The 12,668-nt window shown below is 64.9% G+C and carries 16 protein-coding genes; 8 read left to right on the forward strand and 8 right to left on the reverse strand.

The genetic code is table 11. From position 1 onward, the window contains the following. On the forward strand, positions 1-1,560 hold the full coding sequence (locus ACYU98_RS06610; RefSeq protein WP_460467388.1) for a recombinase family protein: 1,560 nt from the start codon (positions 1-3) through the stop codon (positions 1,558-1,560). A gap of 15 nt (positions 1,561-1,575) precedes the next feature. On the opposite strand, the gene ACYU98_RS06615 is transcribed toward ACYU98_RS06610, so the two are convergent. Continuing rightward, positions 1,576-2,154, reverse strand: a complete 579-nt coding sequence (locus ACYU98_RS06615; protein WP_460467389.1) for a DNA N-6-adenine-methyltransferase — start codon at positions 2,152-2,154, stop codon at positions 1,576-1,578. Beyond that, entirely contained in the window at positions 2,154-3,437 is a 1,284-nt protein-coding gene (locus tag ACYU98_RS06620) for a hypothetical protein (RefSeq protein ID WP_460467390.1), read from the reverse strand. The genes ACYU98_RS06615 and ACYU98_RS06620 overlap by 1 nt, the downstream gene beginning before the upstream one ends. 164 nt (positions 3,438-3,601) lie before the next feature. On the opposite strand from ACYU98_RS06620, the gene ACYU98_RS06625 reads away from it, so the two are divergent. Both ACYU98_RS06625 and ACYU98_RS06630 read left to right on the forward strand, forming a co-directional pair. Next, a complete protein-coding gene (locus ACYU98_RS06625) occupies positions 3,602-3,769 on the forward strand; it encodes a hypothetical protein (protein ID WP_460467391.1) in 168 nt (55 codons plus the stop codon). Beyond that, on the forward strand, positions 3,766-4,320 hold the full coding sequence (locus tag ACYU98_RS06630; RefSeq protein ID WP_460467392.1) for an antirestriction protein ArdA: 555 nt from the start codon (positions 3,766-3,768) through the stop codon (positions 4,318-4,320). The genes ACYU98_RS06625 and ACYU98_RS06630 overlap by 4 nt, the downstream gene beginning before the upstream one ends. 93 nt (positions 4,321-4,413) lie before the next feature. Here ACYU98_RS06630 and ACYU98_RS06635 read toward each other — a convergent pair whose 3' ends face one another. From ACYU98_RS06635 to ACYU98_RS06660, 6 genes are all read right to left on the reverse strand, one after another. After that, a complete protein-coding gene (locus ACYU98_RS06635) occupies positions 4,414-5,046 on the reverse strand; it encodes a hypothetical protein (protein ID WP_460467393.1) in 633 nt (210 codons plus the stop codon). Then, positions 4,964-6,187 carry a relaxase/mobilization nuclease domain-containing protein gene (locus tag ACYU98_RS06640; RefSeq protein WP_460467394.1) on the reverse strand — a complete coding sequence of 408 codons (1,224 nt, stop codon included), beginning with the start codon at positions 6,185-6,187 and terminating at the stop codon, positions 4,964-4,966. The genes ACYU98_RS06635 and ACYU98_RS06640 overlap by 83 nt, the downstream gene beginning before the upstream one ends. After that, positions 6,184-6,582: a hypothetical protein gene (locus tag ACYU98_RS06645; RefSeq protein WP_460467395.1), complete on the reverse strand. Its 399-nt coding sequence runs from the start codon at positions 6,580-6,582 to the stop codon at positions 6,184-6,186. The genes ACYU98_RS06640 and ACYU98_RS06645 overlap by 4 nt, the downstream gene beginning before the upstream one ends. Before the next feature lie 164 nt (positions 6,583-6,746). After that, entirely contained in the window at positions 6,747-7,064 is a 318-nt protein-coding gene (locus ACYU98_RS06650) for a hypothetical protein (RefSeq protein ID WP_460467396.1), read from the reverse strand. Between the two features lie 60 nt (positions 7,065-7,124). Next, on the reverse strand, positions 7,125-9,734 hold the full coding sequence (locus tag ACYU98_RS06655; RefSeq protein WP_460467397.1) for a hypothetical protein: 2,610 nt from the start codon (positions 9,732-9,734) through the stop codon (positions 7,125-7,127). Positions 9,735-10,084: 350 nt separating this feature from the next. Then, complete coding sequence (locus ACYU98_RS06660) at positions 10,085-10,393, reverse strand: helix-turn-helix domain-containing protein (protein WP_460467398.1); 309 nt, start codon at positions 10,391-10,393, stop codon at positions 10,085-10,087. Between the two features lie 378 nt (positions 10,394-10,771). Between ACYU98_RS06660 and ACYU98_RS06665 the strand changes: the two genes are divergently transcribed. From ACYU98_RS06665 to ACYU98_RS06685, 5 genes are all read left to right on the forward strand, one after another. Beyond that, positions 10,772-10,978, forward strand: coding sequence for a type II toxin-antitoxin system RelE/ParE family toxin (locus tag ACYU98_RS06665; RefSeq protein WP_460467399.1), 207 nt, complete (start codon positions 10,772-10,774; stop codon positions 10,976-10,978). After that, a complete protein-coding gene (locus ACYU98_RS06670) occupies positions 10,953-11,273 on the forward strand; it encodes a HigA family addiction module antitoxin (RefSeq protein WP_460467400.1) in 321 nt (106 codons plus the stop codon). Before ACYU98_RS06665 ends, ACYU98_RS06670 begins: the two co-directional genes overlap by 26 nt. Continuing rightward, positions 11,270-11,551, forward strand: coding sequence for a putative quinol monooxygenase (locus tag ACYU98_RS06675; RefSeq protein ID WP_017824630.1), 282 nt, complete (start codon positions 11,270-11,272; stop codon positions 11,549-11,551). The genes ACYU98_RS06670 and ACYU98_RS06675 overlap by 4 nt, the downstream gene beginning before the upstream one ends. A gap of 142 nt (positions 11,552-11,693) precedes the next feature. Then, positions 11,694-11,972, forward strand: a complete 279-nt coding sequence (locus ACYU98_RS06680) for a VOC family protein (RefSeq protein WP_460467401.1) — start codon at positions 11,694-11,696, stop codon at positions 11,970-11,972. Positions 11,973-12,093: 121 nt separating this feature from the next. After that, the gene (locus ACYU98_RS06685; RefSeq protein ID WP_460467402.1) at positions 12,094-12,384 is read left to right on the forward strand and encodes a hypothetical protein; all 291 of its coding nucleotides are present in this window, start codon (positions 12,094-12,096) and stop codon (positions 12,382-12,384) included. The last annotated feature ends 284 nt before the right edge of the window (positions 12,385-12,668 follow it).

A 12,668-nucleotide genomic window follows, 5' to 3' on the forward strand; every position in this document is an offset into this window, starting at 1 on the left:
ATGAAGAAGCCCACCACCGGACCCCGTCGAGCCGCCATCTACCTCAGGATCAGCCAGGACCGTGAGATGGATGGCCTGGCCATCGAGCGGCAGCGCGAGGACTGCGTCCGACTGGCCGAGCGCGAGGGCTGGGAGGTCATTGAGCCTCACTACGTTGACCAGTCGATCAGCGCCACCGACGCCAGCAGAGTACGCCCGGCCTATGACCGAATGGTGGAGGACTACCGGGCCGGCCTCTTCACGGCCGTCGTCTGCTACGACCTCGACCGGCTCACCAGGCAACCCCGGCAACTGGAGGACTGGATCGACGCGGCCGCTCGTCGGGGGCTGTTGTTGAAGTCCGTCGCTGGGGACGTGGACCTGACCAACGAGAACGGGCTCATCACCGCCGGGATCAAGGTGCAGCTTGCTCGGGCAGAGATGGTCCGCAAGTCCAGGCGTCAGTCTGCGGCCCAACGCCAGCGCGCCAAGATGGGTCGAGCACCCAAGGGTATGCGTCCGCTAGGCTACGCCGTGAACGGCGACGTGATCGAGGCCGAGGCCGACGCCGTACGTGCAATCTACAGCGCCTTCAGCCGGGCCGAGGCTCCCGAGTCCCTGAGGAGCCTCGCACGCGGGCTGAGCGGCACCCAGGACGTGCCCGGCATTCCGCCCCGGCCGAAGCACTCCCATGTGGTCTCCATGGAGCGAGCAGCCGCTCGACAGGCCGAAGGACTGGAGCCCCGACCGGTCGCCGCTGACGGTCCGTGGTCACCCAGCACTGTGCTCAGCATACTGCGCAACCCACGCTATGCAGGGATGAGCACCTACACGCCGAAGGAGTACCAAGCCGACGGGAACCGCCGGAGGACGTGGAAGGCCCAGATCATCCGCGACGAGGCGGGGGAGCCCGTGCGCGGCCAGTGGGAAGCCATCGTCGACGACGAGACTTGGTGGCGCGTGCAGGAGTTGCTCGACGACGCCGACCGCGTCACAAACACCAGCGGGTCGACCAAGCGCAAGCACCTCGGGAGCGGCCTCTACCGCTGCGGGCAGTGTGGTGGCCAGGTCACCGGTGCACCGAGGGGCTACCGTTGTGCGGGGCACGTCATGCGCACCGGTCTCGCGATCGATGAGTTCGTCACCGAGGTCGTCGCAGCCCGCCTCGCCCAGCCCGACGCGCTTCGGCGCGTCGAGGCGACGGAGGGCACTCCCGCCACCGTCGGGATCGCCGCCGCCATCAGCGAGCAGCGAGCCAGGATAATGCGTGCCCAGCGCGACTACGACGAGGAGATCATCGAGGGGCGCGACCTTCGCCGGGTCCGAGACGCCGCAGAATCCCGTATCGCCGAGCTGGAGGCACAGCGCCTGCTCCAGGGGCGAGTCGGGGGCCTGGTCCCGCTGCTGGCTACCGACGACCCTGCCGCGGCCTTCCGCGAAGGTTCGCTCGACCTGCGTCGCGAGGTCATTGACTCACTGACCGTCGTCATCCTCCACCCCCAGCCGCGCGGCCGACGGGGCTTTGACCCGGCCTCGGTCGAGATCCACTGGCGGAATAGTGGCGAGCTCGAGAAGTCCTGATCGCCCTCATCCCGTCTAAACGGCCCACAACCTATCCAGCGTCAGGTCGGCGTCTGGCAGGTGGGCCTCGTGGAGCGGAACTACGGCTCCGTGCTTGCTGAATTCTCGGCCGAAGTTCTGCCAGTCAGGTCCCCAGTAGATGACAGCGCAGGACATAGGGGCACCCTTGGGGTCTTCCTTCCCTCGGATGTAGAAGCGAACCCGCGGCTGCGCCAAGAAACAGATGGCGGCCGCATTAGGGAAGACGTATTCCTTCCAGTGCCTCGTGTTCGGTGCAACGGGCACAAGCGCGATCACTTCGGAACCGCGCCGGGCGGCTCCAACGATACGCTCGAACCAGTGGATAATCCTCGTGCCTCGGTCGGGATCACTGCCGTATGGGGGGTTCACGTAGATCGTCTTGGCGTCCCACGGAGCCTTCAGTCCATCGGTTTCCGGCAAAACGTACTCCCTCGCAGCGCCCACGAGCGAATGTTCGTTCGAGCAAGGGTCCAATTCAATCGCGCCACCGAAAGTCGCCTTCACCGAGGCCACGATGGCGGGGGGTGTGCACCAGTCCTTGGCGATTGACACCGATTGACGTCCCGCGGTCATCAGATTCCCTCCTGCTCGTGTAGTCGTCGCAGCCTGTGCAGATCGGCCCGCAGCTCATCCAGACTCACACTAGGAAGTGCCGCACCCGCCTCGCCGACAGTGTCTACGGCTTCCACGTCGGTCTTCGCGACATGCTCCACCGCGCTAGGAGCGGGTGCAATCACATTGAACCAGCGATCCCAGGGCTGCTCTGTGGCGAAGTAGTGGGTCAGGGCAGCATCGGCCCGCTCGTCGATCGTGACCTTGGTGAATGAAGTCCCTCCGCCAGTTCGCCCAAAGCTGGCCTTGAATGCCTCACGCACCGGGGCCAGCGACTCCTGAGTGCCGTGGAGGACGTCTTGGACAAACTCGGCAAGTCCCGCGTCCGTCAAAAACAGAAGCCAGTCGTAAGACTGGGCCAGGACTCGCATCTCCTTGTTCTGTGTCTCAGCCGTGAACCAGTTGCCGTGGTTGCTCACGACGCCTACGGTCAGAACGACATTCGCGAGTTGCGTGAGATCGCCACGGTCAATGGCGCTTCGCAAGAAGTCGTAGTAGTTATCGTGAGTCACCAGTGTCCCGGAGGCGTCCTCCACTGCGGCTGCAACGCGACCATCACGTAATGGAACGCGCTGAAGCCCTGAAACGGTGCGAGCCACATATGCGCCCTGCTTGGCCTTCTCGATCGTCTGGGGACCTTTTGACATACCTTCCTCGATCCCCACGCGCTTGCACTCAAACATTGCGTACGGCTTTTCTACTAGCCGCGTGAGTAGGAATGCGTCAGCGCCCCCAACCATGTGCGCCGTCCAGAATGCGCCAGGCTCCTCACCGCATAGAGCTGCGTGCCTCAACAGTCCCTTGGCTGTGCGAAGGGTCTTGGGGCGGTTGGTCTCCAGACTGATGGTAGACCCAGCCTCCTTCAACCCAACCATGATCTGGCGGAGAGTCAGCGATTTGTCTCGGTCGGCAATCGGCACCTGTATTGAATTGCTGGCCGGGTGGAGCGTGAACTCCACGTTGTGGTTGATGCTCTTATTCCCGTACTCCGGAAGGCCGCGCTCAATAGCAAGCCCGCCCTCTAGCTCCCAGTCGCGGATCATGTAAAAGGTGATCAACTCAACGAGCGTGCCGAGGGCGCGACCGGCAGCCTTCTTGGCCGATGCGGTCTCGCTGAACACATCCCGAGCGAGCATGTTCTGAAGGGCGTCGACGGACTCGAATCTTCCCACTGCCTTGTGCCTCCTGTATGTCAGCGGTGCCTCCTGTATGTCAGCGCTCAGCCTAGGCGACAGTGCCGACACTCTCCTCTGTGGCACACCGCGTAGCCCAAACCCGTACCCGGGAGCACCGCTGGCGCGGTGCCGGGAAACCTCGCGAGGACCCGGCCGCGCCCGTTAGCGCCGATTCACCCGAGCACGGCTGCGAGGGTGGGTCGGGTCCTCTCCCGACACCGAGGAGGACCACCATGCCCGAGCAAAAGACCACCGAGCCCGCCAAGCGCGTCGCCATCTCCCTGAGCGGGGGTGGCGTCGGGATCTGGGTCGGCGACGTCGTCGAGGTCCGCCTCGACTGGGAGCAGACCCGTCAGCTCCACTCCCTGCTGGCTGACCTGCTCGCCGAGGACAACCGATGACCGCCGTCGCCACTGACCAGACGCCGCGCGTGTGGATCGGTTGCCTCAACTGCTACAACTCGGGTCGTCTCGTGGGGCAATGGTTCGAGTGCTCCGCCGTCCTCGAGACGGCCATCGCCGACATCCACAGCGGCGCTGAAAGCGTCCGCGCGGGATGCGAGGAGACCTGGTGCCTCGATCACGAGAACGTGCCCGTGAGGGGCGAGTTCGGCCCGCTGGATGCCGCCGAGTGGGGACGGGTCTACGAGGAGGCCGGAGCCGAGCGCTGGCCCGCCGTCATGGCCTGGGTGCGGTCCGGCAGCCACGTCACCGAGGGTCGCGGCGACATCCCCAGCATGAGTGACTTCGACGAACGCTACTGCGGTCACTGGGAGTCGTTCCGCGAGTACGCCGAGGACCTCGCCGACTCGGCCGGCCTGACCGAGGGATGGCCCGAAGACGCGATCAGGTACTTCAACTGGGCCAGCTGGACCTCAGACCTGAAGCACGACTACGTCGTCTGCGACGCCGGGTCCCCGGACTGCGGCGTGTACATCTTCCGGAACCTGTGATGGACACGGCCGTCCCGGCAGTGGATAGGGCTGAGCCACCCAGCGCATGAATGAACCCCGGAGCCGAGGGCTCCGGGGTTCTCCTTTGACGCATCACCAACGACCGAACTCGTCGTTCAGCTTCCTCGCTAGCCACCACACGACCCAGCCGAACAGAGTCACGGCAACGAGGGTGCCTAAGGCGATGAGTACCTTCATCCACCACACATCCGTAGCCGAGAAGGACGACCATGCCCAGCCGAGCAGCGGCCCAAGGCCGAGGGCGTACGAGACACCACCGACGAGACCACCCACCACAATCATGACCCCCGCGAGTGGAACCAGGGCGAGCGCCAACCGACCAACCGTCGTCCAGGTGACCCGTGCGTTGAGATCGTCAACCCGCCGCTCGGCAGCCCGAACCGCAACAGCCACCTCGTCTGCCTTGCTGATGACCCGGTCGACCTCCAGTGACGCCTCAGCCACCCGTCCAGCACCAACGCCAGCCACCCGTTCCTCGAAACCTTGCAGAGCCTGCTCGACCCTGACGACGGGGGCCTGGACGGCCTTGTTGAGTCGAGAGTCGAGCACCTTGACTGCGTGCTCGGAAAGCCGGTCCATGTCGATCTTCACCTGGCCACGTCGCCGCACAGCTTCGGCCAGATCAGCCGAAGTCCGGCTCGTCGTCGCCAGCGTCTCGTTGATCAACTTCATCATCGTGTACGCCTGCACGTCGGATCGCGTCACGCTGCTGCTGTCGGGCAACTTCACGGCTTCGCTGGCGCTCAGCTGCGAGGCGACGGCGGCGAGCGTCTTCTCGATCTCGGTCAGCCTGCTCTTCGTCCCGTCGTCGAGCGACAGCGTCGAGGGCCGCCCGGGCTGCTGCGAGGTCGACAGCCTCGTCAGCCTTATGTCCTGCTGCTCGTCCATCACCTTCACGAACCCGGTCAGGTCGGCGACCGTCCTCGTCAGCTTGGTGAGGTGCTGCTCGACGGCGTGGAGCGTCGAGGTCAACTCCGCCAGGGTCTCCGTAGTCGACCGCTGCTCGTCGTCCTGCTTCATCGTGTCCAGCAATCCCATGGGGCTTTCCCTTCTGTGCGTGGTAGTCAAAGATCTGCTGCGCGCCCTCGGCGGTGAACTCCGGGGTGAGTGCGCTGGCCTTCTTGCGGCCCCACTTCCCGTTGTCCCTCCGCATCGAGTAGGTCCAGCCGTCGCGGTCGGTGACCTTCAGACGGACACCGTGTTCGGCGAGGACCTCCTCAAAACCGGGGCGATCGGTCGAGAGGGGGTCGGCCAGTGATTCGTACACAAGGTCGCCGAGGGTCTGCTCGAAGCCGCCGGGCTTGAACTCCTCGCGGCGCAGTTCCCAGTCAAGCTTGGGGCGCTGAGGGTCAGGGTTCGGGTCGTAGCCAGCCTCGACGAGCAGTTCGTCGTTGAGCTGGTGCAGTCCGCGAGTCCAGCTGGTGTTCCTCTTGAGCGCTTTGCCGGTACTCTCGTCGTGGTTGACGACGTAGATGTGGCCGTGGACGTGCTCGCCCTTGGAGTCGTCGTGGATGACGACGAGGTACTCGGCGCTGTAGGCAGCCTCGGCGAGCCCCGTGCTGAGTCCGAGCATCTTCTTGATGTCGTCGGGATTGCGGACGTCGAAGACTGTCGGGTCACCAGCGAGCACGAGGTTGTAGGTCTCGTACTTGCGACTGTGGGCAGCGGCCTGTGCCTCGGCGTAGGCGATGAACTCTTCGGGTGATCCCATCGAAGATGCATAGGCGGCTGCCCGGTTAGTGCCGCGCTTCATGTGCTCGACGTACTCCGGACCGCGACCGTAGAGCGCGTACATGACACCGCTTCGGGCAGAGATACCTCCCGCGATGTTCACAGTCGCGCTCACGTCCTCGTCCGATCACCCAGGTCAGCACGCCGAGCGGTGACAGCGGCGAAGGTGCGGACGAGCAGGTCGTCATCGACGACCACCGTCACCGTCTCGCCCGCCTTGCGGGCGGTGGCCGCGTCACGCCGCAGACCGTTCAACGTGATGCCGAGCCGACGCAGCTGATCGACCTCGGCGACCGAGGCGGTCGACGGCCGGGGCCGGGCAGCGGCACGCTCGATGCGGGCGACCTCATCACGCCGGTCGTCCAGCGCATCGCGCAGGACGGCCCGTGCCCATGCACTCGGCTTGACGCCGAGCGACTTCGCACGACGCCTGACGGCATCGCGCTCAGCACGGGAGACGCGCACGTCAAGGTGCGAGTCGAGCGTCTCCCGTGAGGTCTCAGCCCCCACCGCGTTGCTGGGTGAAGTGGGTACTGAGACACGGCCAGCAGGGATCTTGTCCGACAACTCCGCTTCGCTCGTGTCGTTCAAGATCCGCCGGCCCTCGTCCTCGGTCGCTACGCTCCCTGCGGGCGAGGGGGGTGCAGACGCGCTGCGCGCGGTCAGGACGGGGGTCAGCCGTTCCACGGCTGCATCACCTCCTCGCCGGGCTCGTCGGGGGTGGCAGCCTCGGGATCGGACTCAGGCTCGGTCGGGCTCGCCGCCCTCTTCGCCTTGCGCGAGCGCTCGGCCTTCTCGACATCCAAGGCAGCACGCGCCTCGCCCTCCAAGCGGGCGTGCAGCTCAGGCTTCTGCGCCTTGAACAGCTCGACAACCCTCGCGTCGACCTTGCGCTGCTCGGCCTCCGCCTGCTTGCGGAGCTTCGTGATGCGGTCGTTCGCCTTCTTCCGCTCGGCCGCGATGAGCTCCTCGAGATGGGTGGTGTCAGTCATGGTGGTTCCTTTCAGGAGTTGTTCCGGTGCCTATCCCCGGGGTGTTGGGCAGGTCATCGGCTACCACTCGGGCAGCCCCTCGACGACCTCGGCAAGGACGTCGAGGTCGGTATCACGGAGCACGCGGTCGCGGCGGTCACGCTTCGACATGTGATCCCACTGCGCGCGGGAGAACTCGCCGTACCCCAGAGAGCTGAGCCACACGAGCTTCTGCTCCACAGGCACCTGCGATGCCAGCACCGGCAGGGACACCAGCCCCTCCTTGTGCGCGGCCACCAACTCAGTTAGCAGGGCAGACTCCGCGGTGCGAATGCGACGCCCGACCGCAGAGTCGTACCGACGTTGCCAGGTCAGCCACTCATCCCGAGTACGCAGGCAGCCCGTCGGCCGGTCGGGGCCGGTCGTGCCCGGACGCATCGCCGCGATGTGCCGGGCGATCTCGCGAGCTCGCGAGTACTCGACGACGGTGTCCCAGGGGGCAGTGTCGAACCCCGCGATCTCGTACCCGTTGACATGGTCGACGCGCATGGTCTCCAACAGGGGGCGACGCTTCATGTCGAAGTCGAGGGACACCTCCGGAGCAAGATCGACCGGGCGGAAGTCGATGCGGTCCTGGGTGCGTGACAGCTCTCGGAAGGAGGGGAACGAGGTGTACTCGTTGACGACCTTCCCCTCCCGGGAAACGGCGATGTTGCTAAACCAGCGCCGTTCCTCGAGTGACTCCCGCTCGATCTCCTTCGGAGTCTTGAGCCCGGCCTTGGCGAGCACGCCACCATCGAGGGAGCTGACGTTTCCGCGCGTCGTGAGGTTCACCAGGTCGTCTTGCTGGTGCTTGACTTCCCAGACGGTGGCGTCACCGACGAGCGCCTGCCGAGCGTCACGGAACACAGCGGCGTGGCCGAAACAGTCGTAGCCCTCGACGTCATCTTCATCGGTGATAAAGCCGTCGGTGGTGACGCTGATCAACGAGACCTGGTTCGCCATGCCCAGCAACAGGGCCCGCACGAGGCTCGTGATCATCGCCGCGTGATAAGGACTGGTCACCGACGACCCACCGATGGACTCCATCTCCTCGACCCACGCGTTCCACCCGGTGCGCTCGGCGACGTCCTGGGCGAGCTTGCCATAGCAGGAGTTGGTGGCCACCTTGATCATCTGCTCGACAAGCGACCCCTTGCCCCAGATCCGCTTGGCGATCGCACGGTCCTCAACCATCAGCCGGACAGCAGCTCGCATAGACCGGGAAGGCGCACCGTCTACCTCCAGCACGCGCAGGCGGTATCCGATCTGCACCTGGACCCTCGCCCCGAGCGCGAGGGCGAGCGCCAGCTCGGGACCACACACCCAAGCCCCCTCGAAGCCGTCGAAACCGACGGCGTCCATGCCCTCGCCCTGCGCAGCCCCAGCGCCCTCGGACGTGCGCGGGTAGACGATCGACTGGCCCACCCGCACCGGCAGACAGGGCTCCACGCCCTCGGGGAACTCCCAGCTCGCGTAGGCAACCAGCGGCGTCACCACCCCGAGCGGGAAGTCGTCAGTGGTCAGCTCGCGGTCCTTGATCACCTCCTCGATGCAGCCGTTCTCGAAGTCGACGTCGACGACGCTGGCCATAGCCGAGGGGTAGGCCGACTGGATGTCGTGGTCGAACGTCGTGGTCGGGAACGAACCCACCCGCAACGCAGAGTTCCACCCACCGTGGAAGGCCTTCTGGAACGCGGAGTGCGTCTGGTTGGCATCGCCGTCGACCGGCGTGAGCGAACGCACCGAGTAGTAGCTCAGACCGTCGTCGTCGGAGGCATCGCCGTTGTCGACGCGAACGAGGCCCTGGAACCTCGCCATAAACTCAGCGTTGGGGGAACCCTCGATACCCCAGTACCCCTTGATGCCGGCACGCAGGGCATGAGCACCACCCCCGGACAGGGTCACCGGCGGCACCGCGTTGACGCCCCACAAGGCAGTCAGGTACTCCAGCACGATCACCGAGTCGTTTGCACCGTACTCCAGGAACTCGACGAGCCGGTCTCGACGCATGCCCGTCATGTCGGAGATGGCACTACCCACCGACAACTTCGGCACGCCGCACACCTCGCCCAACGCGGCCAACGACTTCCGCCCGGGGGCGGACTGACCCATCGTGTCGCGCACCGTGATCGACAGCGGGAGCCAGCGCGACCCGGACCCGTGCTCGTCGGTGCGAGCCGTCAAGCGGATGGGCTTCAGGGACACCAGGCCACCTGACGCCGAGGTCACCCGACGCAGGATGTCGTCGTAGCGACCATCTCCGCGCTGGCGCACCGGCCGTGCGAACGTCGTCAGATCAGCGGATAGGTAGTGACCGGCCAAGACGATCTTGACGCGATGATGCTTGTAGAGCACCGCCATGCTCGCGCGGTAGTCGCCGGTCACCCAGAAGTCACGCCGGGGCACGCCCCGCCAGTCGGGCAACCCCGCCGCGCGCCACAAACCACTCTCGCTCACGACAACCGCGAGGGCGTCCTCGACGGCCAGCCGGTCGTGGCTCAGGGGCAGCATCACCACGTCCACCCGCCAGTCCGAGTCCTCGGGATCGAGCAGGGAGAACTGGTAGCTGTCAATCCTCCGGGACCCGTCGTCCAAGTAGGTGAACTCGGTGTCGAAGGCGATCACCGGAGCGAGCTCACCGGTCCCCATCGCACGGACGGTGGCCAGGTCCCCGAAGGAACCGGAACCGCCCTCGGAGGCCGGTCGCGAAGACACGCTGGCACTGGCCGTTCCGGCCAGGCCAGTGTCCACCCCCATAGGGGATTTTGGCCTGAAGACGTTTTCCCTGGTCAGAGCTCGGTTTTCGGGATGTTTCGTGACACGGTTCTCGACTTCGGTGTCACGGGAAGCCCCTCCTGGGGCCTTCTGAAGGCCCCCGAGGAGCCTCTCAATGCGGCGAGTTAGGACAACCGTTTCGACCCCGGAAATCTCCTCCAGAGCGACGTTCCAGGACGTGGGCCGCAGGGTCTCTGCGATCCGGTCGAACTCTTCGGCGGCGCTCACGAGGACGCCCCCTCGAACAGGGACGCGAGCCGACGGATCTGAGCCTCGGACAGCGGGGGAGCCGAGGCGACGATGCGTTCGACGGCGGACTCGACGTCCTCGAAGGTGCGTTCGTTCGTGGGCACCGCGAGGGCTTCGAGGTCGGACAGACGGACCTTGATGCGGCCGTTGACCTTGACGGCGGGCAGAGTGCCCGAGGCGATCTTCTTGCGCAGCGTCGAGTATGCGCCGTAGCCGATCTGTCCGGCTTCGATCAGGTCGAGAAGTGGATCAACATTGGTAGGGGACGGGGTACGTCCGGGCATGGGTGAGCGACCCTCCGTGAGGAGTGATCGCTCGCGTGGCTATGGGCGGAGCCGCCGGACATCTGAACCGGACTGTGGGTGGACCGATCGAGCCGATCCGATTGCCTTCCCTCACCCCGTCGAATCGCTCGCTGGTGGTCCAGGTCGTCGCGTAGCCGGGGATGTTGATTACCCCCTAGTGTACTGATCGGGAGCGGTCGCTACCACTGCGGAGCCCGTCTACACGTTAGTTCTGTCCAGAATGCGGTGGAGTTTAGATTTAACGTGTAGCGTTATTGACGCGTTCCGTTATATGATGGCCGTGTGATCAGATCGTTCGGCAGCAAGGACACCGAACGCATCTGACATGAGCAGTACGTCAAGCGCGTCGATCGAACAGTGCAGCGGGCGACGCTGCGGAAGCTCGAGCTGATCCATGCGGCGAAGGATGTCGAGGACCTCCGGGTCCCGCCAGGGAACCGCTTGGAACGGCTCGTCGGTGACCGACGTGGTCAGCACAGCATCCGCGTGAATGCGCAATGGCGTCTCTGCTTCGTCTGGAGAGAGGGAGGAGCGGACGATGTCGAACTCGTCGACTATCACTGAGACCGACCTGATCGAGCCGATCCATCCGGGGGAGATCCTCATGGAGGACTTCATCGAGGGCTTCGGGATCACGCAGAACAAGCTCGCCGTGTCCATCGGGGTGCCCCCGCGGCGGATCAACGAGATCGTGCACGGCAAGCGCGGGATCACCGCTGATACGGCGATCCGGCTGGCGCGCTACTTCAGCACATCCGAGGAGTTCTGGATGAATCTGCAGTCGAACTACGAGCTGCGGCTGGAACGGCGGGCTCTGTGCGACAAGGTCGCCGCGATCACGCCGCTGAAGACCGCATGAGCGCGATCGAGCTGAAGGGTCGCCTGATCTGTGAGGATGACGAAGAGGTGGAGACTGTCATTCGTTACCTGCCGCGACACGTGGAGCTCACTCGCGGAGAGGCTGGATGTCTTCACTTCGAGGTCGTCCAGACGGAGGACCCGCTTGTCTGGTCCGTTGCGGAGAGGTTCGCTGATCAGTCGGCGTTCGACGCGCATCAGAAGCGCGTGAAGGCGAGCGGTTGGGGCCGCGCAACGGCTGGAATCACGCGGGACTACGTCATCAGCAGGGGAGCCTGATAGCTCTACAACGCTAGAGGTTGGTTCGTGCCCGAACTTGGTGGAGTTCCGCTTTAACGTGTAGTCGAGTTCCGGTTCAACGTCTGGGAACGACGCGTATGACGAGGGGTTTGCGTACATCACACGTGGGAGTGCGCACGTCATGCTCGAGCAGCGTGGAGTCGGCCGTAACTGGTTGACCGGAGAACTTACGCCGCCACTCGGGCGGGGGATCAATTTTCAGATCGGTGTGCCGGATCTTGAGTCGATCCTCTCCGCGCTGGCCGATGCGACGTGGCCGCTGTTCATGCAGCCGGAGATGAAGTGGTATCGCGTAAGCGATAGTGAAGAAGCAGGGGTGCGGCAGTTCCTCGTGTCCGATCCGGACGGATACCTGATCCGTTTCCAGAGCTCAGTCGGTCGTCGCATCGTTGGTGGCTGAGCGATCTGCTAGGTGCCGTCCTACGGCGTTCGTTCGGGTTCCGCTCGCTAGTTCTCCTGATGGATCGTTGATGCTGCGGCAGGCAGATTAGCGGCTAGCCCCGTATCTTCATGGCGAATCGGTGCTGGCACTCTTCGGGCTCGCAGACGTGAACCCTCGACAGATCAAGGTAGCCATTCAGAGGCGCGCGCGCCCGAAGCTGCCCGCATTCGTCGAACTGACGCAGGCAAGAGGCGATGTGCGTACGACGCTCTACGAGGGCCTTGAGTCGCAATCTGTTGCCGATGCCCTCCTTGAATGTCGTGGCCGCATCGAAACCGAGCGATTACTGGATGCCACCAATCAGGCGCGGGTGAATGGATTGTTGACAACCGCCGAGTGGCAGCGGGTGAAGAAAGGAATTCAGTCGTGAAGTACACCGGCGAGCCGGTGAGCGTGCGCTCCTTGGAGCAGCGCATCCGCAATCTCGAAGGTGACGACGGACTGGCCCAGCGTCGCAGTGGCAAATGCGGCGGCTCATTGGGCGCTGCAACACGACCTCGAGCAGCGCCGCCCGGGGCATCCACGTCGTGGTTGTCGGCATGCATAGCCGGCTCTCCGACTTTGAGCGGGGTGTCCTGACCTGAGGGGGCTCGTGGCCCCGGTCATGCTGTTGGTCTCTACTCCTTCAGCAGCAACGAGGCCACGAGCATGATC

This window comes from Calidifontibacter terrae, from assembly GCF_054778835.1.